General features: G+C 63.9%; 22 protein-coding genes and 3 tRNA genes. 21 read left to right on the top strand and 4 right to left on the bottom strand.

What is annotated here, in order from left to right:
- Positions 1-27 precede the first annotated feature (27 nt).
- The 4 genes from hscA (at position 28) to PSV26_RS12875 (ending at position 3,117) form a co-directional block, all read left to right on the top strand.
- Positions 28-1,902, top strand: a complete 1,875-nt coding sequence (gene hscA / locus PSV26_RS12890) for a Fe-S protein assembly chaperone HscA (RefSeq protein ID WP_300571296.1) — start codon at positions 28-30, stop codon at positions 1,900-1,902.
- A 19-nt stretch (positions 1,903-1,921) separates the two neighbouring features.
- Positions 1,922-2,260, top strand: coding sequence for an ISC system 2Fe-2S type ferredoxin (fdx, locus tag PSV26_RS12885; protein WP_096665493.1), 339 nt, complete (start codon positions 1,922-1,924; stop codon positions 2,258-2,260).
- Positions 2,261-2,300: 40 nt separating this feature from the next.
- Positions 2,301-3,008 carry a DNA polymerase III subunit epsilon gene (gene dnaQ, locus PSV26_RS12880; protein WP_300571294.1) on the top strand — a complete coding sequence of 236 codons (708 nt, stop codon included), beginning with the start codon at positions 2,301-2,303 and terminating at the stop codon, positions 3,006-3,008.
- A gap of 34 nt (positions 3,009-3,042) precedes the next feature.
- Positions 3,043-3,117, top strand: a tRNA-Val gene (locus PSV26_RS12875).
- A gap of 243 nt (positions 3,118-3,360) precedes the next feature.
- Here PSV26_RS12875 and PSV26_RS12870 read toward each other — a convergent pair.
- Positions 3,361-4,143, bottom strand: a complete 783-nt coding sequence (locus PSV26_RS12870; protein WP_300519117.1) for a 3-hydroxybutyrate dehydrogenase — start codon at positions 4,141-4,143, stop codon at positions 3,361-3,363.
- A gap of 94 nt (positions 4,144-4,237) precedes the next feature.
- Between PSV26_RS12870 and PSV26_RS12865 the strand changes: the two genes are divergently transcribed.
- The 5 genes from PSV26_RS12865 to rimO all read left to right on the top strand — a co-directional run bounded on the left by PSV26_RS12865 (position 4,238) and on the right by rimO (position 9,847).
- A complete protein-coding gene (locus PSV26_RS12865; protein ID WP_300571292.1) occupies positions 4,238-5,137 on the top strand; it encodes an alpha/beta hydrolase in 900 nt (299 codons plus the stop codon).
- 98 nt (positions 5,138-5,235) lie between these two features.
- Positions 5,236-7,461, top strand: a complete 2,226-nt coding sequence (locus PSV26_RS12860; RefSeq protein ID WP_300571290.1) for a bifunctional (p)ppGpp synthetase/guanosine-3',5'-bis(diphosphate) 3'-pyrophosphohydrolase — start codon at positions 5,236-5,238, stop codon at positions 7,459-7,461.
- A gap of 77 nt (positions 7,462-7,538) precedes the next feature.
- Positions 7,539-7,615: transfer RNA gene (locus PSV26_RS12855), tRNA-Val, on the top strand.
- Between the two features lie 222 nt (positions 7,616-7,837).
- Positions 7,838-8,374, top strand: coding sequence for a polyhydroxyalkanoate synthesis repressor PhaR (gene phaR / locus PSV26_RS12850; RefSeq protein WP_300519643.1), 537 nt, complete (start codon positions 7,838-7,840; stop codon positions 8,372-8,374).
- Between the two features lie 63 nt (positions 8,375-8,437).
- Positions 8,438-9,847, top strand: a complete 1,410-nt coding sequence (gene rimO, locus PSV26_RS12845; RefSeq protein ID WP_300571288.1) for a 30S ribosomal protein S12 methylthiotransferase RimO — start codon at positions 8,438-8,440, stop codon at positions 9,845-9,847.
- Between the two features lie 111 nt (positions 9,848-9,958).
- On the opposite strand, the gene PSV26_RS12840 is transcribed toward rimO, so the two are convergent.
- Positions 9,959-10,043 (bottom strand) — tRNA-Leu (locus PSV26_RS12840).
- 278 nt (positions 10,044-10,321) lie between these two features.
- On the opposite strand from PSV26_RS12840, the gene rnr reads away from it, so the two are divergent.
- Positions 10,322-12,622 carry a ribonuclease R gene (rnr, locus tag PSV26_RS12835; RefSeq protein WP_300571751.1) on the top strand — a complete coding sequence of 767 codons (2,301 nt, stop codon included), beginning with the start codon at positions 10,322-10,324 and terminating at the stop codon, positions 12,620-12,622.
- 60 nt (positions 12,623-12,682) lie between these two features.
- Positions 12,683-13,231, top strand: a complete 549-nt coding sequence (locus PSV26_RS12830; protein WP_300519124.1) for a YggT family protein — start codon at positions 12,683-12,685, stop codon at positions 13,229-13,231.
- Here PSV26_RS12830 and PSV26_RS12825 read toward each other — a convergent pair.
- Both PSV26_RS12825 and PSV26_RS12820 read right to left on the bottom strand, forming a co-directional pair.
- On the bottom strand, positions 13,202-14,749 hold the full coding sequence (locus tag PSV26_RS12825; protein WP_300571286.1) for an NAD(P)H-hydrate dehydratase: 1,548 nt from the start codon (positions 14,747-14,749) through the stop codon (positions 13,202-13,204). The two genes, PSV26_RS12830 and PSV26_RS12825, sit on opposite strands and share 30 nt — an antisense overlap.
- An 18-nt stretch (positions 14,750-14,767) precedes the next feature.
- Positions 14,768-16,039, bottom strand: a complete 1,272-nt coding sequence (locus PSV26_RS12820) for a D-amino acid dehydrogenase (RefSeq protein WP_300571284.1) — start codon at positions 16,037-16,039, stop codon at positions 14,768-14,770.
- Positions 16,040-16,398: 359 nt separating this feature from the next.
- On the opposite strand from PSV26_RS12820, the gene rpsB reads away from it, so the two are divergent.
- The 10 genes from rpsB to PSV26_RS12770 all read left to right on the top strand — a co-directional run bounded on the left by rpsB (position 16,399) and on the right by PSV26_RS12770 (position 26,723).
- Entirely contained in the window at positions 16,399-17,151 is a 753-nt protein-coding gene (rpsB, locus tag PSV26_RS12815; protein ID WP_300519132.1) for a 30S ribosomal protein S2, read from the top strand.
- A gap of 115 nt (positions 17,152-17,266) precedes the next feature.
- A complete protein-coding gene (tsf, locus tag PSV26_RS12810; RefSeq protein ID WP_300571282.1) occupies positions 17,267-18,181 on the top strand; it encodes a translation elongation factor Ts in 915 nt (304 codons plus the stop codon).
- 62 nt (positions 18,182-18,243) lie between these two features.
- Complete coding sequence (pyrH, locus tag PSV26_RS12805) at positions 18,244-18,954, top strand: UMP kinase (protein WP_300519137.1); 711 nt, start codon at positions 18,244-18,246, stop codon at positions 18,952-18,954.
- A 65-nt stretch (positions 18,955-19,019) separates the two neighbouring features.
- Positions 19,020-19,580, top strand: coding sequence for a ribosome recycling factor (gene frr, locus PSV26_RS12800; protein WP_300519139.1), 561 nt, complete (start codon positions 19,020-19,022; stop codon positions 19,578-19,580).
- A 173-nt stretch (positions 19,581-19,753) separates the two neighbouring features.
- Positions 19,754-20,497: a polyprenyl diphosphate synthase gene (uppS, locus tag PSV26_RS12795; RefSeq protein ID WP_300571280.1), complete on the top strand. Its 744-nt coding sequence runs from the start codon at positions 19,754-19,756 to the stop codon at positions 20,495-20,497.
- Positions 20,497-21,333, top strand: coding sequence for a CDP-archaeol synthase (locus tag PSV26_RS12790; protein WP_300571278.1), 837 nt, complete (start codon positions 20,497-20,499; stop codon positions 21,331-21,333). Before uppS ends, PSV26_RS12790 begins: the two co-directional genes overlap by 1 nt.
- A gap of 10 nt (positions 21,334-21,343) precedes the next feature.
- Positions 21,344-22,531, top strand: coding sequence for a 1-deoxy-D-xylulose-5-phosphate reductoisomerase (ispC, locus tag PSV26_RS12785; protein ID WP_300571276.1), 1,188 nt, complete (start codon positions 21,344-21,346; stop codon positions 22,529-22,531).
- Between the two features lie 13 nt (positions 22,532-22,544).
- The gene (gene rseP, locus PSV26_RS12780; protein ID WP_300571274.1) at positions 22,545-23,897 is read left to right on the top strand and encodes an RIP metalloprotease RseP; all 1,353 of its coding nucleotides are present in this window, start codon (positions 22,545-22,547) and stop codon (positions 23,895-23,897) included.
- A 13-nt stretch (positions 23,898-23,910) separates the two neighbouring features.
- The gene (gene bamA / locus PSV26_RS12775; protein WP_300519153.1) at positions 23,911-26,217 is read left to right on the top strand and encodes an outer membrane protein assembly factor BamA; all 2,307 of its coding nucleotides are present in this window, start codon (positions 23,911-23,913) and stop codon (positions 26,215-26,217) included.
- On the top strand, positions 26,217-26,723 hold the full coding sequence (locus tag PSV26_RS12770; RefSeq protein WP_300571272.1) for an OmpH family outer membrane protein: 507 nt from the start codon (positions 26,217-26,219) through the stop codon (positions 26,721-26,723). Before bamA ends, PSV26_RS12770 begins: the two co-directional genes overlap by 1 nt.
- Positions 26,724-26,735: the final 12 nt, after the last annotated feature.

The following is a 26,735-nucleotide window of genomic DNA, read 5'->3' as shown; positions in this document are numbered from 1 at the left end:
AGACCTCCAGCGCGACCCAAAACATTCATGGCCCTACTGCAAATTTCCGAACCCGGACAGACTCCCGATCCGCACCAGCGGCGCATCGCCATCGGCATTGACCTGGGCACCACCCATTCGCTGGTGGCCAGCGTGCGCAGCGGTGTGGCCGAATGCCTGCCCGATGCGCTGGGCCGTGTGTTGCTGCCCAGCGTGGTGCGTTACCTGGTCGACGACAAGGGCGTCACCAGCCGCCAGATCGGTTTCGACGCGCTGGCCGCGCAGGTGCAGGATCCGCAAAACACCATCGCCTCGGTCAAGCGCCTGATGGGCCGTGGCATTGGCGACATCGTCAACCGCGCGCAATTGCCTTACCAGCTGATCGACCAGCCCGGCATGGTCACGCTGCAGACCGTGGCCGGTGAAAAAAGCCCGGTCGAAGTCAGCGCCGAGATCCTGGCGACATTGCGCTACCGGGCAGAAGACAGCTTTGACGACGAGATTTTCGGTGCGGTCATCACCGTGCCGGCGTACTTTGACGACGCCCAGCGGCAGGCCACCAAGGATGCCGCGCAACTGGCCGGGCTCAACGTGCTGCGCCTGATCAACGAGCCGACCGCGGCGGCGATTGCCTACGGCCTGGACAACGCCAGCGAAGGGGTTTACGCGATTTATGACCTCGGTGGCGGCACCTTTGACATTTCCATCCTGCGCCTGACGCAGGGCGTGTTTGAAGTCGTGGCCACCGGCGGCGACTCGGCCCTCGGCGGCGACGACTATGACCGCGCGCTGGTCGAATGGGTGCTGGTCAAGGCGGGCCTGGCCGCAGACACCCTCACACCGGGCGACAAAGCCGCATTGCTGCAGGCTGCCCGGGTCTGCAAGGAGGCCTTGTCTGCTACGGATTCAGTAGCATTCTCCGCCCGTCTGGCAAGGGCTAACGTGCAATTTGATATGAAGGCTGCGGACTTTGAAGCTGCCACGGCCGGGCTGACCCAGCGTACGCTGACAGTGGCGCGCAAAGCCTTGCGCGATGCCGGGCTGGGCAAGGACGACGTGCAGGGCGTGGTGCTGGTGGGCGGCTCCACGCGCATGCCGCAGGTGCGCCGCGCGGTGGCCGGCCTGTTTGGCCGCGAGCCCCTGATCAACCTCAACCCCGACGAAGTGGTGGCCCTGGGGGCGGCCATTTCGGCCAACCAGCTGGCCGGCAACAGCACCGGCAGCGACCTGCTGTTGCTCGACGTGATTCCGCTGTCGCTGGGCATCGAAACCATGGGCGGCCTGGTTGAACGCATCGTGCCGCGCAACCAGACCATCCCGACCGCGATGGCGCAGGACTTCACCACCTACCAGGACGGCCAGACCGCGCTGGCCCTGCATGTGGTGCAGGGTGAGCGCGACCTGGTGGCCGACTGCCGCAGCCTGGCGCGTTTCGAGCTGCGCGGCATTCCGCCGATGGCCGCAGGCGCGGCGCGTATCCGCGTGACCTTCACCGTGGACGCCGATGGCCTGCTCAGCGTCAGCGCGAGGGAGCAGGGCAGCGGCGTGGAAGCGCGGATTGACGTGAAGCCCTCCTACGGCTTGTCCGACGACGACATTGCCCGCATGCTGCAGGAGAGTTTTTCAACGGCCCAGCAGGACATGCAGGCGCGCGCGCTGGCCGAGGCGCAGGTCGATGCCGACCGCATGATCCTGGCAACGCGCAGTGCGCTGGATGCCGATGCCGACCTGCTGACCCCCGAGGAAAAGGTGGAGATCGACCGCCTGATGGTCGACCTGGCGGCCGTCCGGCAGCAGGGCGACGCCGCGCAGATCGAAGCCGCCATCAAGGCCCTGGCTGCCGGTACCGAGAACTTTGCGGCCCAGCGCATGAACCGGGGCATCCGCCAGGCCCTGGCCGGAAAAAACATAGCGACGGTCTGACCCGCGGACCGAACACACCATGCCCATCATCAAAATACTGCCCCATCCTGAGTACTGCCCCAACGGTGCCGAAGTGTCCGCGCCTGCCGGCACGTCCATCTGCGAGGCGCTGCTCGACAACAACATCAACATCGAACACGCCTGCGACATGAGCTGCGCCTGCACCACCTGCCACGTCATCGTGCGCGAAGGCATGCGTTCGCTCAACGAGATGGACGAAAGCGAGGAAGACCTGCTGGACCGCGCGTGGGGTCTGGAACCCAACTCGCGCCTGAGCTGCCAGGCCATCGTTGCCCAAACCGACCTGACGGTCGAGATTCCCAAATACTCCATCAACCACGCCAAGGAAGTGCACTGAACTGCACCCTGGCGCAAGTGTTGGAGGGATAATCCACGGCATGCGCCAAATCGTTCTAGACACTGAAACCACCGGTCTGTCCGCTGAAAACGGCGACCGCATCATCGAAATCGGCTGCGTCGAGCTGATCGGCCGCAAGCTCACCGGCAACAACAAACATTTCTACCTGAACCCCGAGCGCGACAGCCATGAGGACGCGCTCAAGGTGCACGGCATCAGCAACGAGTTCCTGCAGGACAAGCCCAAGTTTCCGGCCATCGCCGACGAGTTGCTGGCTTACCTGGAAGGTGCCGAAGTCATCATCCACAACGCGCCTTTCGATATCAGCTTCCTGGACAAGGAGCTCGAGCTGATGGGACGTGTCTCGATCCGCAACTGCGTGGCCAAGGTCACCGACAGCCTGATGATGGCCAAGGAGCTGTATCCCGGCAAACGCAATTCGCTCGACGCCCTGTGTGATCGCCTGGACGTCGACAACTCGGGCCGCACACTGCATGGCGCCTTGCTGGACGCCGAACTGCTGGCTGACGTCTACATCAACCTGACACGCGGGCAGAATTCTCTGGTGATGGACCTGGGCGGCAGTACGCAGGACGGTGGCGCCGCCGTGGTGATGGACCTCCGTGGCTTTGACTTGCCGCTGCTGCTGGCCAACGATCAGGAGATCGCCGCCCACGAAAGCCTGCTGGCAGACATCGATAAAAGCAGCAAAGGCAAAACTGTCTGGCGTGAACTCGCTGATGCGTGACAAAAACCCCTTATAATCTGAGGCTGACCAAACAGGGCGGTTAGCTCAGGGGTAGAGCACTGCATTCACACTGCAGGGGTCGCAAGTTCGAAACTTGCACCGCCCACCAGAATTGAAGCCCCAAGTCGCTTGCGACTTGGGGCTTTTTCTATGGCCGGCGCGATATGTCCCCGGTGGACCAGTCCACACCCGCTGTGCTTGCATGGTTGCGAGCAGAATAAGTTTGCTATGAAATAAATAGCTGCTGGCGCAATATCAGCAAGGGCTGACGACCGATTTGGCTATATTTCTTGACGCATGAATGGCTGGCGGCATCAGCCACCAGCCTGGCGCGTTCTGGGGTTTCGGCGCTTTACTGCGCTGCCCAGCCGCCATCCATGTTCCAGGCCACGCCGCGCACATTGTTGCCGGCCGGCGAGCAGAAAAACACCGCCAGCGCGCCCAGTTCCTCGGGCGTGGTGAATTGCATCGAGGGCTCTTTTTCGCCCAGCAGTTGCTGCGTGGCCTGTTCGTTGGAGATGCCGCCAGCTGCGGCCTTGGCATCCACCTGTTTTTGCACCAGCGGCGTCAGCACCCAGCCCGGGCAGATGGCGTTGCAGGTCACACCGGTGGTGGCGTTTTCGAGGGCCGTCACCTTGGTCAGGCCGACGATGCCGTGTTTGGCCGCCACATACGCAGATTTTTCCGCCGAGCCAACCAGGCCGTGCACCGAGGCGACATTGATGATGCGGCCCCAGCCCTTGCCCCCGTGGGCGGCCTGCATGGCCGGCAGGGCCAGCCGTGTGGCATGGAAGGCGCTGCTCAGGTTGATCGCCAGAACGGCGTCCCAGCGTTCCACGGGAAAGTTCTCGATTTTTGCCACATGCTGGATGCCGGCGTTGTTGACCAGGATGTCCACCTGTCCGAATTGCGCCGCGGCAAAAGTCATCATGGCCTCGATCTCGGCGGGCTTGCTCATGTCGGCACCGTGGTAGGCCACCTTCACGCCCAGCGCTGCAATTTCCGCCTTGGGGCCTTCAGTGTCGCCGAAGCCGTTGAGCACGATGTTGGCCCCCTGCGCCGCCAGCGCCCTGGCGATCCCCAGTCCGATGCCGCTGGTGGAGCCGGTCACGAGTGCAGTTTTACCTTTGAGCATGAAGTTTTCTCCGGATGATTTACGATGCCTGTCAGACGCTGAAAAAAATAGCGGCTCGGGCAATTATCAAGCCTGCAACCCGGATTCCCTGGCCATGACTGAACCTACGCTGAACTACGTATCGTGCCCCGACGTTTCGGGAGGCCACCGCATGGCGTACTGGGAGTGGGGCGATCCGGCCAACCCGCATGTGGTGCTGTGTGTGCACGGCCTGTCGCGCCAGGGCAGGGATTTTGACGTGCTGGCAGAGTACCTGTCGGACGAGGTCCGGGTCGTGTGCCCCGACGTGGTGGGCCGCGGTCGCAGCGACTGGCTCCAGGACCCCATGGGTTACCAGATTCCCCAGTACGCGGCGGACATGATGGCACTGCTGGCGCACCTGCACCAGCAAGCGCCGGTCACGATGCTGGACTGGGTCGGCACCAGCATGGGCGGCCTGATCGGCATGGCCATGGCTGGCCAGCCTGAGCTGAGCTTGCCAGCGCCTGTTCACAAGCTGGTCCTGAACGATGTGGGGCCGTCCATTGAGTGGCAGGCCATCACGCGTATTGCGGCCTACCTCGGCAAAGCCGGTCACTTCGCCTCGCTGCAGCACGCGGCCGACGCGATGTGGGCGATCTCGACCAGCTTTGGCCCGCACACGCCCGAGCAATGGCTGGCGCTGTCGCGCCACATGGTCAAGCCCGTGCCCGGTGCAGACGATGGCCGCGTGATGCTGCATTACGACCCGGCCATTGCGGAGCCGGTCCGGGCGACGACCGAAGCGGCGGCGCGCGAAGGCGAGGCGCTGCTGTGGCAACTTTTTGACAACATTCGCGCGCCGACACTGGTCGTGCGCGGCGCACAATCGGACTTGCTCAGCCGTGTCACGGCGCAGGCCATGATGCAGCGCGGTCCCCGGGCCCGCCTGGTGGAGTTTGAAGGTGTCGGCCACGCACCGACCCTGGTGGCGATGGATCAGGTCAGCACGGTGGGCGATTTTCTTCTTGTCTGAAATTTTTTATTGAAAAGCTGCCTGTGACGAAACATGCCGGGGCCGGGACTGGCGCCCCGCCCAAATCGCCTTTGAAAGCCCAGCCGAGCGTGGCGCCCATGACACCGCTGCCCAACGCGTCCATCGTGACGGCGACAGCGGACAGCCTGCCGGACCAGCCGCACACGCTGGCCCGCGCCAGGGCCTTTGCCGAGCCGCTGATCGCCAGCGAAACGCTGGACACCGGTGAAAACATCCTGGCCCATGCGGACGCCGTCGCGGCCATTCTCAGGGCCATTGGCGGCTCCGAGGCCATGCAGGCGGCCACCTACCTCGTTCACGCCTGCGCGCACCTGAACAAGCCGCAGGAGGTGATTGCCAAGGCTTTCGGTGCCAACTTCGCCGCCCTGGCCATGGAGACCACCAAGCTCGTCCATGTGCAGAAGCAGGCCCGCGCCGCCGACGACAGGGCGCAGCTGGAAGACCCGGCGGCGCAAACTGAAAACGTGCGCAAGATGCTGCTGGCGTTTTCGCGCGATCTGCGCGTCGTCATGCTGCGCCTGGCGTCCCGCCTGCAGACGCTGCGTCACTTTGCAGCCATACGGCAACCATGCCCGCTGGCCGTGGCGCGCGAGTCGCTCAACGTTTTTGCACCGCTGGCCAACCGGCTGGGCATCTGGCAGATCAAGTGGGAAATGGAAGACCTGGCCTTCCGCTTTCTGGAGCCGGACACTTACAAAAGCATTGCCCGCCTGCTCGATGAAAAACGCGCCGGGCGCGAGGTTTTCATGGAGGCGCTGCGCGCCCAGCTGGAACGCGACCTGAACAGCAACGGCATTGCCGCGCTGGTGCAGGGCCGGCCCAAACACATCTACAGCATCGTCAAGAAGATGCGTGGCAAGGGCCTTGACTTTGAACAGGTGTTCGACATCCGCGCCCTGCGCGTGATCGCCGCCGACGTCAAGGGCTGCTACGCGGCGCTCGGTTTTGTGCATTCGCATTTCACGCCGGTTGAGGGCGAATTCGACGACTACATTGCCAAGCCCAAATCCAACGGCTACCAGTCGCTGCACACGGTGGTGCGCGACGCACAGCAGCGGGCGGTCGAGATCCAGATCCGCACCCAGGCCATGCACGACCATGCCGAGCACGGCGTGGCTGCCCATTGGGCTTACAAGGAAGCGGGTACCAAGGGATACGGCGGCGTGTCGGCCAGCAGCGAATACGACGCAAAAATTGCCGTGTTGCGGCAGTTGCTGGCCTGGGAACGTGATTTGTCGGGGCCGGTGGCGGCCAAGGCGCGCGACGCCAACCAGGGCCTGTTCGAGGACCGCATCTACGTCCTGACGCCGGACGCGGCCGTTGTCGAACTGCCGCAGGGTGCGACAGCACTCGACTTTGCCTACAGCGTGCACACCAGCCTGGGTCACCGCTGCCGCGGCGCACGCATCGACGGCGCCATGGTGCCGCTGAACACGCCGCTGCAAAACGGGCAGACGGTCGAGGTCGTCACCACGAAGGAGGGGGGGCCGTCGCGTGACTGGCTCAACCCCGAACTCGGCTTCCTGGCCAGCCACCGCGCTCGCTCGAAAGTGCGCGCCTGGTTCAATGCCCAGGCCATGGCACAGACGGTGGCGCGCGGACGCGAGGCTGTGGAAAAACTGCTGCAGCGCGAGGGCAAGACCGCGATGAAGCTCGAGGATGTGGCGACGCAACTGGGTTTTAAAAGCGCCGAAGATTTGTTCGAAGTGGTGGGCAAGGACGAGCTGTCGCTGCGCACCATCGAGAACATGCTCAAGCCGCCCGAGCCGCCGCCCACGCAGGACGACTATGTGCTGGCCAAAAAAGCCCGGCAGCATGACAAGTCGTCCGAGCGCGCACGCAAGGGCGGGGTGCTGGTGGTCGGCATCGACTCGCTGCTCACGCAGCTGGCCAGGTGCTGCAAGCCGGCACCACCCGATGCGATTCTCGGTTTTGTCACCAAGGGCAAGGGCGTGAGCATCCACCGCAGCGATTGCAGCAACTTCAGGAACATGGCCAGCGGCAGCCCCGACCGGGTGATCGAAGTGCAGTGGAGCCAGCCCAAAAGCAGCGAAGGGTCGGTGTACCCGGTGGATGTGGCCGTGGAAGCGGCCGACCGGCAGGGCCTGCTGCGCGACATCTCGGAAGTGTTTGCGCGTGAAAAAATGAACGTCATCGGCGTGCAGACCACGTCGGTCAAGGACAACCGCGGCGGCACGGCCTGGATGACGTTCACGGTGGAGGTGGCCAACTCGGGCCGGCTCAACCAGGTGCTTGCGATCGTCGCCGAGGTCAGTGGCGTGCGTTCGGCGCGCAGGCGTTGATTTGTCGGCAAAAATTTCGGCCAGGGTGCAAAAAGGCCGGGTTTGCCCTGCTACAATGACGAGGTCGAACAGTCCTTAGGCGCGTAGCTCAGCTGGTTAGAGCACCACCTTGACATGGTGGGGGTCGTTGGTTCGAGTCCAATCGCGCCTACCAATTTCCTTTAGTTGTTTTCCTGTCAACTGTGCATTCCACGGTGCTCACAGGGTAAACCAAGGGGATTGCAGGTAAGCATACTTCCTAGAATGTGGTGACCCTGTGCATTGGTGCAGGCAGTCATTCACAGGAGTTCGCACAGTGCCCAAGAGCAAGCCCACCAGTCAGTCCAGGAGCCCGTCAACCGACCCGGCTCCCCCCGTCGGCAGCACGTCGGGGAAAATACCGGGCAGCAAGGGCGGTAACGGCAAGGCGGCCTCGCCGCGTGTCATCAAGAAATACCCGAATCGCCGTCTCTACGACACCGATACTTCAGCCTACATCACGCTGGCCGAAGTCAAAAACCTCGTCATGGACAGCACCGACTTCGTGGTGCGCGATGCCAAGACCAACGAGGACCTGACACGCAGCATCCTGCTGCAGATCATTCTGGAAGAGGAAGCCGGCGGCGCGCCCATGTTCACCGAGGCGGTGTTGTCCAACATCATCCGTTTTTACGGCAATGCGATGCAGAGCTTCATGGGTTCCTACCTCGAGAAAAACGTCCAGTCCTTCATGGACCTGCAGCTCAAGATGTCCGAGCAGTCCAAGGGCCTGACGCCGGAGGCGTGGGCGCAGTTTGTCAATGCCCAGTCGCCAACCATGCAGGGCATGATGGGCAGCTATGTCGAGCAGTCGAAAACCGTGTTCACGCAAATGCAGGAGCAGATGCAAAAACAAAGCGAGCAGATGCTGGCCGCCCTGGGCCTCAAGCGCTGACCGGGGTCAGGCCATTTCGCGCGCCGGCTGTCGCAGCGGGCCGGCTCTGAGACAATAGAGGGCATGAGCCAAGCCCTAGCTACCCCACCTTCCCCCACCTTGAACACCGCGCCGCGCGTCGGGTTTGTCAGCCTCGGCTGTCCCAAGGCCCTGACCGACTCCGAGCTGATCCTGACGCAGCTCAGCGCCGAGGGTTACCAGACCTCCAAAACCTTTGAAGGCGCCGACCTGGTGATTGTCAACACCTGCGGCTTCATCGACGATGCCGTCCGGGAAAGCCTGGACACCATTGGCGAGGCACTGGCCGAAAACGGCCGGGTCATCGTGACCGGCTGCCTGGGCGCCAAGGCGGGCGAGGGTGGCGGCAACCTGGTGCGCCAGATGCACCCGAGTGTACTGGCCGTGACCGGCCCGCACGCGACGCAGGAAGTGATGGACGCGGTCCACCTGAACCTGCCCAAGCCGCATGACCCGTTTGTGGACCTGGTTCCCAACGCCTTTGGCATCGCCGGCATCAAGCTCACGCCGCGGCATTACGCCTACCTGAAGATCAGCGAAGGCTGCAACCACCGCTGCACCTTCTGCATCATTCCGTCGATGCGCGGCGACCTGGTGTCGAGGCCGATCGGCGACGTGCTCAATGAGGCGCGTGCGCTGTTTGAGGGCGGTGTCCGTGAGCTGCTCGTCATCAGCCAGGACACCTCGGCCTACGGGGTGGACGTGAAGTACCGCACCGGCTTCTGGGATGGCAAGCCGGTCAAGACCCGCATGCTGGAACTGGTGCAGGCGCTCGGCGAGATTGCCGAGCCCTACGGCGCCTGGGTGCGCCTGCATTACGTCTACCCGTACCCAAGTGTGGATGAGATCCTGCCGCTGATGGCCACCGGCAAGGTGCTGCCCTACCTGGACGTACCCCTGCAGCACAGCCATCCCGATGTACTCAAGCGCATGAAGCGGCCGGCCAGCGGCGAGAAAAATCTGGAGCGGATTGGGCGCTGGCGCGAGATCTGCCCCGAGATCGTGATTCGCAGCACCTTCATTGCCGGTTTCCCCGGTGAAACCGAATCCGAGTTCGAGCACCTGCTGGACTTCATGAAGGAAGCCCAGATTGACCGTGCCGGCTGTTTTGCCTACAGCGCGGTGGCAGGCGCTACCGCCAACGACATTCCGGGCATGCTGCCACTCGAAGTGCGCGAAGAGCGCCGCGCTCGTTTCATGGCGGTGGCCGAAGCGGTCTCGGCAGCGAAGCTGCAGCAACGTGTGGGGGCCACCATGCAGGTGCTGGTGGACTCGGCGCCCGGCATGGGTAAAAAGGGCGGCGTGGGCCGCAGCTATGCCGACGCGCCGGAGATCGACGGCGTCGTGAAATTGCTGCCTCCCGAGAAAATCAGCAAGACGCTCAAGGTCGGGGAATTCACCAGGGCCCGGATTGTCGGCACGCAGGGCCACGATCTGGTGGCGGTGCCGGTCTGAAGACGTCCGGAAGGGGCTGGCACAAGTGCTGAAAAAGCGCCTGGAAAGCAAAAAGGCCACCGGGTTGGCGGTGGCCTTTTTTGTACCAGCTTTTGCTGGATTTTATGTATCTGGTGCCCGGGAGAGAACTCGAATCTCCACATCTTGCGATACACGGACCTGAACCGTGCGCGTCTACCAATTCCGCCACCCGGGCACAGCCAGCAGTGTACCATTGCAAAATCGGTTTTCCGGTACGGATTCCAAAAAATTTCAATCGAAGTGCGGTCCATGAGGCGCATCCCATGCCGAGGCCGCAACTTCACGCCCCGGTCCGGCAAGCCGCCGGCTTTTGACATGCAGACAAAGACAGACAAGACGATGTATTTCCCGCCGGCAGCAAGCCGATGCCGGAATCCTTTCCCCCATTAATCATCTCAAGAAGAGAGACCTGTTATCAAAACAACTACCCACAGCAACGGCCCAGGCGCCGGCCTGCTCGCCGAATTTGAGGGCACTGTTTCAGGCCATCGCGATGGCCACGGCTTTGTCCAGCGCGATGACGGCGAAGCCGACATCTACCTGCCGCCCAACGAAATGCGTGCCGTGCTGCACAAGGACCGCGTCAAGGCGCGCATTGTGCGGCATGACCGCAAGAACCGCCCCGAGGGCCGCGTCACGGAAATCATCGAACGGTCCCCCAACCCCATCATTGGCCGCCTGCTGCAGGAAAGCGGTGTCTGGCTGGTGGCGCCCGAGGACAAGCGTTACGGCCAGGATGTGCTGATCCCCAAGGGAGCCATCGGCACGGCCAAGCCCGGGCAGATTGTGGTGGTACAGCTCACCGAGCCGCCGGCGCTGTTTGGCCAGCCGGTGGGCCGCGTCAAGGAAGTGCTCGGGGAAATCGACGACCCGGGCATGGAAATTGAAATTGCCGTGCGCAAATACGGCGTGCCGCATGAGTTCAGCGACGCCGCACTTGCCTTGGCCCGCACTCTGCCGGACGCCGTTCGCCCCGCCGACAAAAAAGGCCGCGTGGACCTGACCGACATTCCGCTGGTGACCATCGACGGTGAAGACGCGCGTGACTTCGACGACGCCGTGTATTGCGAGCCGGCCAAGGTCGGCCGCGGCAAGGGCTGGCGCCTGCTGGTCGCGATTGCCGACGTGAGCCACTATGTCGAAACCGGCAGTGCGATCGATATCGACGCCTACGACCGTGCGACCAGCGTTTATTTTCCGCGCCGCGTGATCCCCATGCTGCCGGAGAAACTCTCCAACGGCCTGTGTTCGCTGAACCCGAACGTCGAACGCCTGTGCATGGTCTGCGACATGCTGGTCAACGCCAAGGGTGAAGTCCACGCCTACCAGTTCTACCCGGCCGTGATGTTCAGCCACGCGCGTTTCACCTACACCGAAGTCGCCGCCATCCTGGCCAACACGCGGGGCCCGGAAGCGGCGCAGCGCAAGGCGCTGGTGCCGCACCTGCTGGACCTGCATGACGTCTACCAGGCGCTGCTCAAGGAGCGCGGCGTGCGCGGCGCGGTGGACTTTGAAACCACCGAGACCCAGATCGTCTGCGACGAGGCCGGGCGCATCGAGAAAATCGTGCCGCGCACCCGCAACGTCGCCCACCGCATCATCGAAGAGGCCATGCTGGCGGCCAACGTCTGTTCGGCGGACTTCATCTCCGGCAGCAAACACGAAGGCCTGTTTCGCGTGCACGAAGGCCCGACACCCGAGAAGAAGGACATCCTGCGCACCTACCTGAAGGCCCTGGGCATCGGCATGACGATCACGGAGAACCCCGCGCCGGGCGAGTTCCAGAAGATTGCCATGGCGACCAAGGACAGGCCCGACGCGATGCAGATCCATTCCATGCTGCTGCGCTCCATGCAGCAGGCGATCTACACCCCCATGAACGCCGGTCACTTCGGCCTGGCCTACGAGGCCTACACGCACTTCACCAGCCCGATCCGCCGCTACCCGGACCTGCTGGTGCACCGCGTCATCAAGGCGGTGCTGACCAAGTCCAGGTATCAGCTGCCGGTGTTGCCCACCCCTGGCGAGGCCGAGGCCAAGCTGTCGAAACGGCTGGCCTCGCGCGTCACCGAGCCGGACCAGAAACCCAAAAAACCAACCGCTGACCAGCTCGCCTGGCAGGCGGCCGGCCTGCATTGCAGCGCCAACGAACGCCGTGCCGACGAAGCCAGCCGCGACGTGGAAGCCTGGCTCAAGTGCAAATACATGCGCGAGCACCTGGGCGAGGAGTTCGGCGGCGTCGTTACGGCGGCCACCAGCTTTGGCATTTTTGTCACGCTCGATGCGATGTATGTCGAGGGCCTGGTGCACATCACCGAACTGGGTGGCGAGTATTTTCGCTTTGACGAGGCCCGCCAGGAGCTGCGCGGCGAACGCACCGGCATCCGCTACGCCATCGGCACCCGGGTGCGTGTCCAGGTCAGCCGGGTCGATCTCGACGGCCGCAAGATCGACTTCCGGCTGGTGCGCGAGGGCGAAGAGCTGCTGACCCGCGCCATGAAAGACAAGGCCGGCGGCCGCACCTCCGACCTGCCCGAGCAGGAACGTGCACTGCCGCGCAAGGCCAGCGAGCAACGCGGTGGCAAGCGTGACGACAAACGCGCGGGCAAGGGCACCGAGCAGCGCGCCGGCGCGCGCGAGGGCAGTGCGGCGGGCGGCCGCACTGCCAAGTCGCCGATCCAGGCGCTGAAGGCGGCGGTCAAGAAATCTGCTTCCAGCGCCGGGCGCAAGCAGAGCAAGAAACCCCGGCGCTAAAGACATGAGCACCCCTGATCCATTGCGAGTCTCGTCCGCCATACCCGGAAGCCAACAACCATGCTGATCCGCATCCTGTCCTTTCTGGTGGACAGCCTTTTCTTCGTGCTGATAGGCGCGGCGCTGATGCGTGCCTGGATGAACCGCCTGCGCATCAACATGAGCGCGCAGCCCGGCACCTTTGTGATGGCCGTGACGGACTGGCTGGTCAAGCCCCTGCGGCGCGTGTTGCCCAAGGCGATTGCGCAGTCGCGTGTGGACTGGGCCAGTCTGCTGGCCGCCTTGCTGCTGGCACTGGTGTATGCGCTGGTGTGGGCGGCCCTGTTCGGCGCCTTGCTGAACCTGACCGCGGCCATGCTGCCGGCTTTGCTGTGGATGAGCCTGAAGATGCTGCTGCGTGTCGCGCTGCAACTGGCCTTCATGGTGGTGCTGGTTTACGCCATCATTTCCTGGCTGCAGCCGGGTTCGCCCATGTATGGCCTGCTGGGCCGGCTGGCCGAGCCGCTGCTGGCGCCGCTGCGGCGCATCATTCCGGCGATCGGCGGGGTTGACCTGTCGGCGCTGGTGCTGCTCCTGCTGCTACAGATCGGCCTGATGGTTCTGGGCTAGGTCGGAGGCGGTCAGCGGCTGTCCCGGGCGCCAGGCCGACCAGTCATCGGCCAGCTGGCCATGCCGGAAAACGGCGCTGCATGCGGCATCCAAGGCCGTCTGTCCGCCGGCCAGCCGGGCACCCACCATGCCCGCCAGCACATCGCCGGTACCTGCCGTGGCCAGGCGCGCGTTGCCGGTGGGGTTGATGGCGCTGACCTGGTCCGGCGCAGCGATCACCGTGCCCGAACCCTTGAGCACCACCACACAGCCGAAATTTTCAGCCAGCTGCCGCGCTGCCAGCAGGCGGTCGGCCTGCACCACGGCAGCGCTGCTGCCGAGCAGGCGGGCGGCCTCCAGCGGATGCGGTGTCAACACCGTGCGGTAGCCGCGGCCCTGGCGGGCCCGGAGCAGGGTTTGCAGCTGGGTGTCGGCGGCGATGGCATTGAGCGCATCGGCGTCCAGCACGGCGGCCTGCGCGCCCGACAACACGCGCGGCAGCACGGCGGCCACGGCGTCGCCGCCGCCACAGCCGCAGACCAGCACCTGGGTCTTGAGGTCGAGCGCGTCGGGACTGCGGAACATCAGCTCGGGCTGCTGCGGGTCCACCGTGAGGCCGGCGCCGCCAAGCAGGGCCACAAACACCCGTCCGGCGCCGGCATGCAGGGCGGCCCGCCCGGCAAGCAGGGCGGCGCCACTCATGTGGGTCGCGGCTTGCGGGCTGGACTGGCCGCCGAGGATGGCGACATCGCCAAAGCTGCCTTTGTGGCTGGCATGCGCCGCCTGCGCCCGGTGGTGCGACCCGGCACGGTCCCGGCCCAGCAGCCAGGCGTCAGGCGCCAGCGCTGATGCAGGGGTGACGCCGAGGTCGTCCCACCAGACCTGCCCGGCCAAGTCGCGGCCGGTGGCCGTGAACAAGCCCGGTTTCAGTGTCAACAGGCTCAAGGTAAATCGGGCACCAGCCCTTGAAGGTAAAGCGCTGGCAGCTATTGATTCAGGAGCAATCGATGCACCGGTATTGGCGTCCAGCCCGCTCGGGATATCGATCGCCAGGACCGGTTGCGGGCTGGCCTGCAGCAGCGCCAGCCACTGGCCGAGCAGATCGGTCTGGCCCGTGGCCGCCGTGGGGCGGCGTACCGCGCCTATGCCCAGGAGGGCGTCGATGGCGAAGTCAAAGCCGGCTGGCGGCGTGCCGGCAAAGGGCACGCCGGCCGCACGGGCACGCGCCAGCGAGGCCAGCGCATCGGCGGGTACCCTGGCTTCGTTTTGTGCGCCCAGCCAGGTCACCCGCACGTTTTTCCCCCACTGGTGCAGGTGCAGGGCCGCTTCCAGTCCGTCGCCGCCGTTGTTGCCCGGCCCGCAGGCGATCCAGAGGCACTGCGCGTGCGGCGCCAGCGCCAGGGCCAGGCGCGCGCTGGCCAGCCCCGCGCGCTGCATCAGGGTGTGCGCTGGCAGGTGGGCTGCCGCCCGCTGCTCCAGCAGGCGCGTCGAAGCAACCCCGTGGAGCGGCAGGCTGAGGGCAGGGGAGACGGCTAACATGGGCCGATTGTGCAGCCTTCAGGCGGCCGGGGATGTGAGCCGGTTCAGATCCAGCCCTTCGAGGTCAATCTCGGGCGCCTGGCCGGCGACCAGGTCGGCGACGGCCCGCGCGCTGCCGCAGCTCAGCGCCCATCCGCTGGAGCCGTGGCCGAGGTTGAGCCACAGGCCGGGCAGGCCGCTGGCACCGAGGATGGGCGGGCCGTCCGGCAACATGGGCCGCACACCTTTCCATTCCTGCACATGGGTGGTGGTGTTGGAGGTGTGGGCAGCACCCGGGAACCAGTCCTGCAGCACCTTGTACAGTGTCTGGATGGCCGCGGCACTCTTCCTGTCGGGGCGGCCGCCAATTTCGGCGCTGCCGGCCACGCGAACTCGGTTGCCCAGGCGCGAGATCGCGACCTTGTAACGTTCGTCCATCAGGGCGCTGCGCGGCGCGTTCAGTGGCTCGCGAATCGGCGCGCTCAGGGAGTAGCCATACACCGCTGCCAGCGGCATGCGGATGCCCAGTGGCCGCAGCAGCGAGGCCGAGTCCAGGCCGGCGCACAGCACCACGGCGTCAAAGTTTCGCGGCGTCGCTTCGCCTGCTATCAAAAAGGTAGCTGGTTGCGCCCGGTCCATTTGGGCCACAGTCGTATTGAACTCAAAAGTCACACCCAGGCGCTGGGCCTCGGTTTTGAGCAGCAGGGCGAACTGACGGCAGTTGGCCACTTCGTCGTCGGGCAGGTGAATGGCGCCCAGCAGGGGTGTGTCCGGATTCAGCGCCGGTTCGATCCGGCGCGCCTCGTCCGAGCCGATCTGCCGGAAGCTGACCCCGGCGTCACGCAGCACCTGCAGGCCGGGTTCGACCATCTGGCCGTCCTGTTCGGCGCGCAGCAGCACCATGTAGCCGGGGCTGCGGTCGTAGTCGAGCTGGCACTCGGCGGTGATCTGGTGCAGGCGCGCGCGGCTGTAAAAAGCCAGGCGCTGCAGGCGGGCGCGGTTGGCCAGGTAGGTTTCCAGGCGGCAGGCGCGCCACCACTTCCACATCCAGGCCAGCTCGCGGCCGGACAGCGGCAGGCTGAGCCGGACCGGCGCGTGGCGGCCCAGCAGGTGGCCCAGCACCTTGCCCGGCATGCCGGGCGCTGCCCAGGGGGTCACGTAGCCCGGGGCCACCACGCCGGCATTGGCGAAACTGCTTTCTTCGGCAGCGGCGCCGCGGCGATCGAAAACCGTGACCTCGTGGCCGTCCCGGGCAAGCTCCCAGGCGGTGGTGATGCCGATGATGCCGGCGCCGATGACCGCGATCCTCATGGGGCGGTCCGTGCAGGGCGGGGACAGGGGCTTGTGCAGGCAGTCAATGGGTTCATGTTCCTGGGGTTCAACCGGTCAGAAGCCAGCGCGGAAAAAGCGCCGACTGCTATTGTTTTGGAAGTGCGGACGGGCCGGAAACCGTGGCCGGCAGCTTGCCGGCAACAGGAGATGGCGCGTGACAGGGCTCGGGCGGGTACGTTGGCACAGGCAGGGATGTTATACTCAGCAGGCTGTGCGAAAGGCAATTGAGCCGTCGTGCAGCAAATCGCAAATCAGTCATTCAAGGTGTTGCCCGGGAGCTTTTAACAAGGCTTTCAGGTGATAAGCGCTGATTTTAGACACAACCTTTGGAGTTATTTATGTCAATTAGCATGCGTGAAATGCTGGAAGCCGGCGTCCATTTCGGTCACCAAACTCGCTTCTGGAACCCCAAGATGGCCCCGTACATCTTCGGCCACCGCAACCGTATCCACATCATCAACCTCGAAAAATCGCTGCCGATGTTCGAGGACGCGATGAAGTTCGCCAAACAGCTGTCCGCCAACCGCGGCACCATCCTGATGGTCGGCACCAAGCGCCAGGCGCGCGAACTCGTTTCCGCTGAAGCCAAACGCGCTGGCGTGCCTTTTGTCGACCAGCGCTGGCTGGGCGGCATGCTGACCAACTTCAAGACGGTCAAGACCTCGATCAAGCGCCTCAAGGAAATGAAGGCCCAGCAGGAAGTCGGTCTCGATACCCTGAGCAAGAAAGAGCAGCTGACCTTCAAGCGCGAAATGGAAAAGCTGGAAAAAGACATCGGCGGCATCCAGGACATGAATGCGCTGCCCGACGCGATCTTCGTGATCGACGTGGGCTTCCACAAGATCGCCATCCTCGAAGCCAAGAAACTGGGCATCCCGCTGATCGGCGTGGTTGACTCCAACCATTCCCCCATCGGCATTGACTACGTCATCCCCGGCAACGACGACTCGTCCAAGGCCGTGGCGCTGTATGCCCGCGGCATCGCCGACGCGATCATCGAAGGCCGCGCTGCCGCCGGCAATGAAGTCGTCAAGATGGCATCCGCCGAGAGCGCCGACGAATTCGTCGAAGTGGAAAACGCCGCTGCCTGAACGGCCCGGCCCTGCGCCTGACGCGAAAAAGGGGCTCGCGTAGCCCCTTTTTCACAGCCTTGTCCAAAGGCACCAGTATTTATTTGAAGTCAACACGACACACGGAGAACCAAAAATGGCAATCACAGCAAGCATGGTCGCAGAACTGCGCGCAAAAACCGACGCCCCGATGATGGAGTGCAAAAAGGCACTGACCGAGGCCGACGGCAACTTCGAAAAAGCCGAAGAAATCCTGCGCGTCAAGCTCGGCAACAAGGCAGGCAAGGCGGCCTCCCGCATCACCGCTGAAGGCGTGATCGCCTTCCACAGCGAAGGTGCCGTGGGCGCGCTGGTCGAGATCAACTGCGAAACCGACTTCGTCACCAAGAACGACAGCTTCCTGGCTTTCACCGACGCGGTGGTCAAGGGCATCGTCAAGAACAACCCGGCCGATGTCGCCGCCATCGGCGCCATGCCTTTGAGCCTGGACGGTTTCGGCCCGACGGTGGAAGACGTGCGCAAGGGTCTGATCGGCAAGATCGGCGAAAACATGAGCGTGCGCCGCTTCAAGCGTTTTGACGGCGGTAAGCTGGCCTCCTACCTGCACGGCACGCGTATCGGCGTGGTCGTCGAGTACGAAGGCGAAGAAGTGCCGGCCAAGGACGTCGCCATGCATGTCGCCGCGATGAAGCCGGTGTCGCTGTCGAGCGACCAGGTGCCTGCCGAGCTCGTCGCGCGCGAACGTTCGGTCGCTGCGGCCAAGGCTGCCGAGGATGCCGCGGTGGCCACCGCCGCCGGCAAGCCTGTGCAATCTCCCGAAATTGTTGCCAAGCGTATCGACGGCGGCGTGCAGAAATACCTCAAGGAAGTGTCCCTGTTCAACCAGCCTTTCGTGAAAAACGACAAGCAGACGGTCGAGCAGATGCTCAAGGAAAAAGGCACGACCGTGAAGGCGTTCACGCTGTATGTTGTCGGCGAAGGCATCGAGAAGAAGGTCGACGATTTTGCGGCTGAAGTGGCCGCCCAGGTGGCCGCCGCCAAAGCCGCCTGATAACGCCCGCTGATCCGAAAGGCCGCTAAACTTACGCCCATAAAAACGACAGGAACTCCCTCATGCCAGCCTACAAGCGAATCTTGTTGAAACTTTCAGGTGAAGCCTTGATGGGAGACGATGCCTTCGGCATCAACCGTGCGACGATTGTGCGCATGGTAGAGGAGATTGCCGAAGTCACCCGCATGGGCGTGGAAGTGGCTGTCGTGATCGGCGGCGGCAATATTTTCCGCGGCGTGGCCGGCGGTTCGGTCGGCATGGACCGTGCAACTGCCGACTACATGGGCATGCTGGCCACCGTGATGAACGCGCTGGCACTCGGCGACACCATGGACAAGGCGGGCCTGACACCGCGTGTCATGTCGGCCATCGGCATTGAACGCATCGTGGAGCCGTATGTGCGCCCCAAGGCGCTGCAATACCTCGAAGAGGGCAAGGTCGTCATCTTCGCAGCCGGCACCGGCAATCCTTTCTTCACCACCGACACCGCAGCCGCCCTGCGTGGCGCGGAAATCGGGGCCGAGATTGTGCTCAAGGCCACCAAGGTGGACGGTGTGTACAGCGCGGACCCGAAGAAAGACCCGACGGCCACGCGTTACACCAACATCACCTTCGACGAGGCCATGGGCAAAAACCTCGAAGTCATGGATGCCACCGCCTTTGCGTTGTGCCGCGACCAGAAACTGCCGATCAAGATTTTCAGCATCTTCAAGCACGGCGCGCTCAAGCGCGTGGTGCAGGGCGAAGACGAAGGCACGCTGGTCCACGTCTGAAACCTGCCGGTGTGCATGCCATCCCCCAGACTTAGCAGAACAAGAATCCTCCGGAGATTTCAATCATGAGCATTCCCGATATCAAGAGCCAGGCCGAGCAGAAAATGCAGCAGTCGGTAGAGTCCTTCAAGCATGCCTTGACCAAAATCCGTACCGGCCGTGCCAACCCCGGACTGCTGGACACGGTGCATGTGGACTACTACGGCGCCATGGTGCCGATCAGCCAGGTCGCCAATGTGGCGCTGCTCGATGCACGCACCATCAGTGTTGCGCCCTGGGAAAAAGGCATGGGAGCCAAGATTGAAAAAGCCATCCGTGACTCCGACCTCGGACTCAACCCGGCGTCCCAGGGCGACCTGATTCGCGTGCCCATGCCGGCCATGACCGAAGAGCGGCGCAAGGAGCTGACCAAGGTGGTTCGCGGCGAAGGCGAACACGCCAAGGTCGCCATCCGCAATCTGCGCCGTGATGCGAACGACGGCGTCAAGAAACTCGTCAAGGACAAGCTGGCGTCGGAAGACGATGAACGCCGCGCCCACGACGAAGTACAGAAGTTCACCGACCGTTTCATTGCCGAAGTCGACAAGCTGGTCGCCGGCAAGGAACAAGACATCATGGCAGTCTAGATTGCCCCCACGTTCGCTCGCTTCGCGTAGCTCTCTGCCCCCCGAGGGGGCCGCTGCGCCTGCGGCCCGGCCCTTCGGCCGGCGCAGGACAGGCCAAGGCCGGTTCCGCGGCCCCGGCTTGAAAAGACAGTTGCCCTCAAACGCGCGCACTGTGCGTAGTGACTGACTGCCACATGGCTCAAACAAGCTCCACCGCCGTTCCGCACCATGTCGCCATCGTGATGGACGGCAACGGCCGCTGGGCCACGCGGCGTTTCCTGCCGCGCATCGCCGGCCACAAGCAAGGGGTCGGCGCGCTAAACCGCTGTGTGCAGGCCTGCATGGCCCGCGGCATCGGTGTGTTGACCGTGTTTGCCTTTTCTTCCGAAAACTGGAACCGGCCGCCGGACGAAGTCTCCGGCCTCATGGAGTTGCTGGCGCTGTCGCTGGCCAGGGAAGTGCCCTCGCTCAAGGCCAACGGCGTGCAACTGCATTTTGTCGGCGACCGGCAGCGCCTGTCCGACAAGTTCAAGGCCGGGCTGGACCAGGCCGAGCAGGCCACCGCAGACAACCAGCGGCTGATCCTCAATGTGTGTTTCAACTACGGTGGCCGCTGGGACATCGCCCAGGCGGCACGCAAGCTGGCGGCGGCGGGCCAGGAGATCACCGAAATGGCGCTGGACCGTGCGCTGGCGCTGGCCCATGTGTCCGACCCGGACCTCGTGATCCGCACCGGCGGCGAACTGCGCATCAGCAATTTCCTGCTCTGGCAGGCGGCGTATTCCGAACTGCATTTTTCCGACAAACTCTGGCCCGACTTCGACGAGACGGCGCTCGATGAAGCGATCACGGTCTACCGCAGCCGCGAGCGGCGTTTTGGCCAGACCTCCGCGCAAGTCGTCTCGCCACCCCCCAACCCCGACATGAAGGCTGCCTGATGCTCAAACAACGCGTGATCACGGCGCTGGTGATGCTGGCCATTCTGCTGCCGGCGCTTTTTTACCAGACCCCGGTGCCTTTTGCCGTGGTCGCGCTGGTGCTGATTGCCGCGGGTGCCTGGGAGTGGGCGCGGCTGAACGGTTACGGACAGCTCAGTGCGCTGGTGGCCGGCTTTGTTTGCGTGGTGCTGTGCGGCATGTCCTGGGACCTGGGGATGCTCGACCAACCGCTGCCTTTGCTATGGCGATTGGCCGGCGCGGGTTGGGTGCTGGCGGGCGCCTGGCTGCTGCGCGGTGGCGTGGCCGGCTGGTCGCGCATTCCGCGCACCGTGCGCCTGGTGGTCGGTGTGCTGGCGCTCTGGCTGGCCTGGCTGGCCGTGGCGCAGGCGCGTTTCATCGGCATCGAGTTCCTGCTGTCGGTGCTTCTGCTGGTCTGGGTCGCCGATATCGGCGCCTATTTCGCCGGCAAGGCCCTGGGCGGGCGCTTCAGCAAGGGCAAGCTGGCCCCTTCGATCAGCCCCGGCAAAAGCTGGGAGGGTGTCTGGGGCGGCATGGCGGGGGTGCTTGTGCTGTGTATCGCCTGGCTGCTGCTTGACGCCACTGGTGAGAGTCTGTATGCGCGCCTGGCGGCGCAACACGGCCTTGCCGTGACGCTGCTGGCCATGGTGTTTCTGGCGGCGCTCAGCGTGGTGGGTGATCTGGTCGAGTCCCTGATCAAGCGCAGCGCCGGCGCCAAGGATTCCAGCGGTTTGCTGCCGGGCCACGGCGGGGTGCTGGACCGGGTCGATGCACTGTTGCCGGTGCTACCGCTGGCCATGATGCTGGTGACGGTCTGAACGCCCGCCCATGACAGTGCAGAAACAACGTGTCACGGTGCTGGGCTCGACCGGCTCGGTGGGGGTCAATACACTGGACGTGATTGCCGGCCACCCCGACCGGTTTGAGGTTTTTGCGCTCAGTGCGGCCACGCAGACCGATTTGATGCTGGCGCAGTGCCTGCGCTTCAAACCATCCTACGCCGTCATGGCAAGCGCCCCGCACGCCCGCATTCTGGCCCAAAGTTTGAAGGAAAACGGGCTTTCAACCCAAGTCCTTCATGCGTCGGATGCTCTTGAAATGATAGCATCTGACGAGCGGGTGGATACCGTGATGGCGGCCATCGTGGGCGCGGCCGGGCTGGCGGCCTGCATGGCGGCGGCGCGCGCCGGCAAGCGCCTGCTACTGGCCAACAAGGAGGCGCTGGTGGTCGGCGGCGAGGTGTTCATGCAGGCCGTGCGTGAGGGCGGCGCGCAGTTGTTGCCCATCGACAGCGAACACTCGGCGATCTTCCAGTCCCTGCCCGAAGACCCGGCGGCCTGGCTGGAGCGCATCGACAAGATCATCCTGACAGCCTCCGGGGGGCCGTTTCGCACCCGGGCGCCAGCCACGCTGCGCGACGTGACCCCCGACGAGGCCTGCGCCCACCCGAACTGGGTGATGGGCCGCAAGATTTCGGTGGACTCGGCCACCATGATGAACAAGGCGCTCGAAGTGATCGAGGCGCGTTACCTGTTCGGTCTTGCGCCGGCGCAGATCGAGGTGGTGATTCACCCGCAAAGCATCATTCATTCGATGGTTCAATACCGCGACACCTCGGTGGTGGCCCAGCTTGGAACGCCTGACATGCGGGTGCCGATCGCCTACGGCCTGGCCTGGCCTGGCCGGATTTCCTCGGGTGCGCAGGCGCTCGATTTCCGGGCGCTGGCCACCATGACGTTCGCGGTTCCGGACAACGAACATTTCCCCGGCTTGCCGCTGGCCTGGGAGGTGCTCGATGCGCCTGTCGGCACCACGGCGGTGCTGAACGCTGCCAACGAAGTGGCGGTGGCCGCTTTCCTTGAAAAACGGATACGCTTTGACCAGATTCACGCCGTGAACCGTGGAACTCTGGACACCGTGAGCGCCTCTGAAATCCGGGGCATCGGCGACTTGCTGGCGCTGGATGCGCAGGCGCGCGCCGCGGCCACCCGCATCACCGGCAATCTGACGACTTGACAGGAGTTTTTCCATGCTGACCTTGGTCGCCTTTGTTGTTGCCCTGGGGATCCTGATCGCCGTCCACGAGTACGGGCACTACCGCGTGGCCGTGGCCTGCGGCATCAAGGTCCTGAAGTTCTCCGTCGGGTTTGGCAAGCCGATCTACACCTGGCGGCTCAAGAACAGTCCCACGGAATTTTCCATTGGCATGCTGCCGCTGGGCGGCTACGTCAAGATGCTGGACGAGCGGGAAGGGCCGGTCGACCGGGCAGAGCGCCATCTGGCCTTCAACACCCAGCCTCTGCGCTCGCGTGCCGCGGTGGTGGCGGCCGGGCCGGCGGCCAATCTGCTGCTGGCCATCGTGCTGTACGCCGTGGTCAACTGGAGCGGCCTGCAGGAACCGGAGGCCATCCTGGCCAGTCCCGTCGCGGGGTCCATCGCCGAGCGTGCCGGCCTGCGCGGCGGCGAGCGGGTGCAGCAGGCGGCTTTGGACGGGGAGTCCTTGCAGAACATGCGTTCTTTCGAGGACCTGCGCTGGCTCCTGACCCAGGGCGCGCTCAATGGCCGTGACGTGCGGCTGGCGATAGGCGGGCCCGACGCGGCTACCGCCGCGACGCGAGAACTGGTGTTGCCGCTGGGCCAGCTCCAGGCTGCCGACGCCGATGCCCAGTTGTTTCGCAGGATCGGCCTCATCGGGCCCTGGACCCAGCCGGTGATCGGTGAACTGATGGCCGGCGGCGCTGCCGAGAAATCGGGCCTTCGCAGCGGCGACCTGGTGCTGCGCATCGGCAGCCTGGCCATCGTCGACGGTCCGCAACTGCGTGAAACCATCCGGGCGTCCAGCGGCACCCAGACCTGGGGCATCGAGCGGGCAGGGCGGGCGATGGAGGTGCCGGTCACGCCGGAGATCAGGCAGGAGGCCGGCCGGTCGATCGCCCGCATCGGCGCCTATGTCGGCGCACCGCCCGCCATGGTCACGGTGCGGTACGGCCCGCTTGAAGGCCTGTGGCAGGGTGCGGTCCGTACCTGGCAGGTCTCGGCGTTGACGCTGAAAATGATGGGCAAGATGGTCATCGGCGAGGCCTCCCTGAAAAACCTCAGCGGCCCGCTGACGATTGCCGACTATGCCGGCAAGTCGGCGAGCATTGGCTGGACGGCCTATCTGCTGTTTCTGGCGCTGATCAGCGTGAGTCTGGGCGTGCTCAATTTACTGCCGCTGCCGGTTTTGGACGGGGGGCACCTGATGTATTATCTTTGGGAGGCGATTACCGGCAAAAGCGTGTCTGACGCGTGGATGGACCGGTTGCAGCGCGGAGGCGTTGCAATCCTGCTGGGCATGATGTCAGTTGCCCTGTTTAACGATGTCTCCCGGCTTTTGGGCTAACACCAATTTTTTCATGCAAAAACAAATCAAACGATTCAAGGTCCGCAGCGTTTCCGCGGTGGTGGCCAGCTTTCTCATCGCGCATGCAGCCTGGGCCGTCGATCCCTTCACCGTTCGCGATATCCGCGTCGAAGGCCTGCAGCGCGTCGAGCCCGGGACCATTTTTGCGTCGCTGCCTTTCCGTGTCGGCGAGACCTACAACGACGACAAGGGCGCCGGTGCAATCCGCGCGCTGTTCGGGCTGGGCCTGTTCAAGGATGTGCGGCTTGAAGTCAGCGGAGATGTGCTGGTCGTGATTGTCGAGGAGCGTCCAACAGTTGCCGACGTGGACTTCGTCGGGGCCAAGGAGTTTGACAAGGACGTGCTCAAGAAGGCGCTGCGGGAAATCGGGCTGACCGATGGCCGGCCCTTCGACAAGGCGCTGGCCGACCGGGCCGAGCAGGAGCTCAAGCGTCAGTACATCAACCGCAGCCTGTACGGCGCCGAGGTGGTGACCACCGTGACCCCGATCGAGCGCAACCGGGTCAACGTGACCTTCAGCGTGACCGAAGGCGATGTCGCCAAGATCAAGGAAATCCGCATTGTCGGCAACAAGGTGTTCAGCGAGTCCACCTTGCGCGGCCTGTTTGACCTGGACACCGGCGGATGGCTCAGCTGGTACACCAAGTCGGACCGTTACTCGCGCGCCAAGCTCAATGCCGACATTGAAACCCTGCGTTCCTACTACCTGACGCGCGGTTACCTGGAGTTCAAGGTCGACTCCACGCAGGTCGCCATCTCCCCGAACAAGCAGGATATTTCGGTCACCATCAACATCTCCGAGGGTGAACGTTTCACCGTGTCCGGTGTCAAGCTCGAAGGCAATTTCCTCGAACGCGAGGACGAGTTCAAGTCGCTGGTCACCATCAAGCCGGGCGAGCCCTATAACGCCGACCAGGTGGCCCAGACCGTCAAGGCCTTCGTCGAGTATTACGGCAGTTTCGGCTTTGCCTTTGCCAAGGTGGACGCCCAGCCGGAGATCGACCGGACCAACAACCGCGTGGCTTTTGTGTTGCAGGGCGAGCCCTCGCGCCGCGCTTATGTGCGGCGCATCAATATCAGCGGCAACAACCGTTCGCGCGATGAAGTCATTCGCCGGGAGTTCCGCCAGTTCGAGGCCTCCTGGTATGACGGTGACAAGATCCGCCTGTCGCGTGATCGCGTGGACCGTCTCGGGTTTTTCACCGAAGTCAACATCGACACGCAGGAAGTCCCGGGCACGCCCGACCAGGTGGACCTGAACCTCTCGGTGGCGGAAAAACCCACGGGCAACCTGCAGCTCGGCGCCGGCTTTTCCAGCGCCGACCGCCTGTCGCTGGTGTTCGGTTTCAAGCAGGAAAACGCCTTTGGCACCGGCAACTACCTGGGCCTGGAGGTCAACACCGGCAAGTACAACCGGCAGCTGGTGCTGAGCACCGTGGACCCCTATTTCACGAACGACGGCATTTCGCGGACCATCGACGTGTACACCCGCACTTCGCGGCCCTACAGCAGCCAGATCGGCGTGTTGAACACCGACTATGAGCTCAAGACCACGGGCGCCAGCATTCGTTTCGGTGTGCCCTTCAGCGAGGTCGATACGGTGTATTTCGGTGGGGGACTCGAGCAGATCGATATTTCCGGCACCAACCTTCCGCCGGTCTATCAGACTTACATCAATACCTTTGGTGCCAAAAGCAATTCCATCCCCCTGACCATCGGCTGGTCGCGTGACGAACGCGACAGCGCGATCGTCCCGACCAAGGGGCGTTTTCAGCGCGTTTACGGCGACTGGGGTGTTGCAGGGGATGCCCGTTTCCTGCGCAGCAACTACCAGTTCCAGCAGTACATCCCGCTGAACAAGCAGTTCACCATCGCGCTCAACACCGAGCTGGGCTGGGGCAAGGGCCTGAACGGACAACCTTTCCCGGTGTTCAAGAACTTCTATTCCGGCGGCCTGGGTTCTGTGCGCGGCTATGAGCCGGGTACCCTGGGTCCCCGTGACAGCCAGGGCAACTCCATCGGCGGGCCGAAAAAGATCACGCTGAACGCCGAAATCCTGGCGCCGTTTCCCGGCGCAGGCAACGACAGGACCCTGCGGATGTTTGGTTTCGTCGACGCGGGCAATGTGTTTGGCGAGAACGAGAAATATTCACTCAGCGAGATGCGCTCGTCGGTGGGTTTCGGTGTGAGCTGGATCTCGCCGCTCGGACCCCTGCGGCTGGCGTTTGCCCATCCTTTGAACAAGAAGCCGACGGATAAAATCCAGCGACTGCAATTCCAGATTGGTACATCCTTCTAATGAAATCCTTTTCACTCAAGTTCTTCCTCGCTGCCGTGATGGCGCTGGCCGCGTTTGCGGCAGCCGCGCAGGACTTCAAGATCGGCATCGTCAACATCGACCGCATCTTTCGCGAAGCCAACAGCGCCAAGGCGGCCCAGGCCAAGCTGGAGCAGGAATTCGGCAAGCGTGAGAAGGAGCTCACCGACGTCGGGACCCAGCTCAAGGCCATGGCCGACAAGTTCGACCGCGAGGCACCAACCCTGGCGGAGAGCCAGCGCGTGACCCGCCAGAAACAACTGGTGGAACAGGACCGGGATTTCCAGCGCAAGCGCCGCGAATTCCAGGAAGACCTCAACGCGCGCAAAAACGAAGAGTTGCAGCAGGTCATCGAGCGCGCCAACAAGGTCGTCAAGACCGTTGCCGAGGCCGAGAAGTACGACCTCATCCTGCAGGAAGCGGTTTACGCCAACCCCAAGCATGACATCACCGACAAGGTGATCAAGGCGCTCAACGCCGCCAGATAAGCCCGCATTCAG

This window comes from Polaromonas sp. (genome assembly GCF_029945685.1).
GTDB lineage: Bacteria > Pseudomonadota > Gammaproteobacteria > Burkholderiales > Burkholderiaceae_C > Polaromonas.
The sequence above is the reverse complement of the archived record's forward strand: the minus strand, read 5'-3'. Positions and strand labels throughout refer to the sequence as shown.

Bases quoted from the DNA above. Each gene is read 5' to 3' on its own strand.
- hscA (WP_300571296.1), top strand. From the start codon at position 28: ATGGCCCTACTGCAAATTTCCGAACCCGGACAGACTCCCGATCCGCAC.
- fdx (WP_096665493.1), top strand. From the start codon at position 1,922: ATGCCCATCATCAAAATACTGCCCCATCCTGAGTACTGCCCCAACGGT.
- dnaQ (WP_300571294.1), top strand. From the start codon at position 2,301: ATGCGCCAAATCGTTCTAGACACTGAAACCACCGGTCTGTCCGCTGAA.
- PSV26_RS12870 (WP_300519117.1), bottom strand. From the start codon at position 4,143: ATGCTCAAAGGTAAAACTGCACTCGTGACCGGCTCCACCAGCGGCATC.
- PSV26_RS12865 (WP_300571292.1), top strand. From the start codon at position 4,238: ATGACTGAACCTACGCTGAACTACGTATCGTGCCCCGACGTTTCGGGA.
- PSV26_RS12860 (WP_300571290.1), top strand. From the start codon at position 5,236: ATGACACCGCTGCCCAACGCGTCCATCGTGACGGCGACAGCGGACAGC.
- rimO (WP_300571288.1), top strand. From the start codon at position 8,438: ATGAGCCAAGCCCTAGCTACCCCACCTTCCCCCACCTTGAACACCGCG.
- PSV26_RS12830 (WP_300519124.1), top strand. From the start codon at position 12,683: ATGCTGATCCGCATCCTGTCCTTTCTGGTGGACAGCCTTTTCTTCGTG.
- PSV26_RS12825 (WP_300571286.1), bottom strand. From the start codon at position 14,749: ATGTTAGCCGTCTCCCCTGCCCTCAGCCTGCCGCTCCACGGGGTTGCT.
- PSV26_RS12820 (WP_300571284.1), bottom strand. From the start codon at position 16,039: ATGAGGATCGCGGTCATCGGCGCCGGCATCATCGGCATCACCACCGCC.
- rpsB (WP_300519132.1), top strand. From the start codon at position 16,399: ATGTCAATTAGCATGCGTGAAATGCTGGAAGCCGGCGTCCATTTCGGT.
- tsf (WP_300571282.1), top strand. From the start codon at position 17,267: ATGGCAATCACAGCAAGCATGGTCGCAGAACTGCGCGCAAAAACCGAC.
- pyrH (WP_300519137.1), top strand. From the start codon at position 18,244: ATGCCAGCCTACAAGCGAATCTTGTTGAAACTTTCAGGTGAAGCCTTG.
- frr (WP_300519139.1), top strand. From the start codon at position 19,020: ATGAGCATTCCCGATATCAAGAGCCAGGCCGAGCAGAAAATGCAGCAG.
- uppS (WP_300571280.1), top strand. From the start codon at position 19,754: ATGGCTCAAACAAGCTCCACCGCCGTTCCGCACCATGTCGCCATCGTG.
- PSV26_RS12790 (WP_300571278.1), top strand. From the start codon at position 20,497: ATGCTCAAACAACGCGTGATCACGGCGCTGGTGATGCTGGCCATTCTG.
- ispC (WP_300571276.1), top strand. From the start codon at position 21,344: ATGACAGTGCAGAAACAACGTGTCACGGTGCTGGGCTCGACCGGCTCG.
- rseP (WP_300571274.1), top strand. From the start codon at position 22,545: ATGCTGACCTTGGTCGCCTTTGTTGTTGCCCTGGGGATCCTGATCGCC.
- bamA (WP_300519153.1), top strand. From the start codon at position 23,911: ATGCAAAAACAAATCAAACGATTCAAGGTCCGCAGCGTTTCCGCGGTG.
- PSV26_RS12770 (WP_300571272.1), top strand. From the start codon at position 26,217: ATGAAATCCTTTTCACTCAAGTTCTTCCTCGCTGCCGTGATGGCGCTG.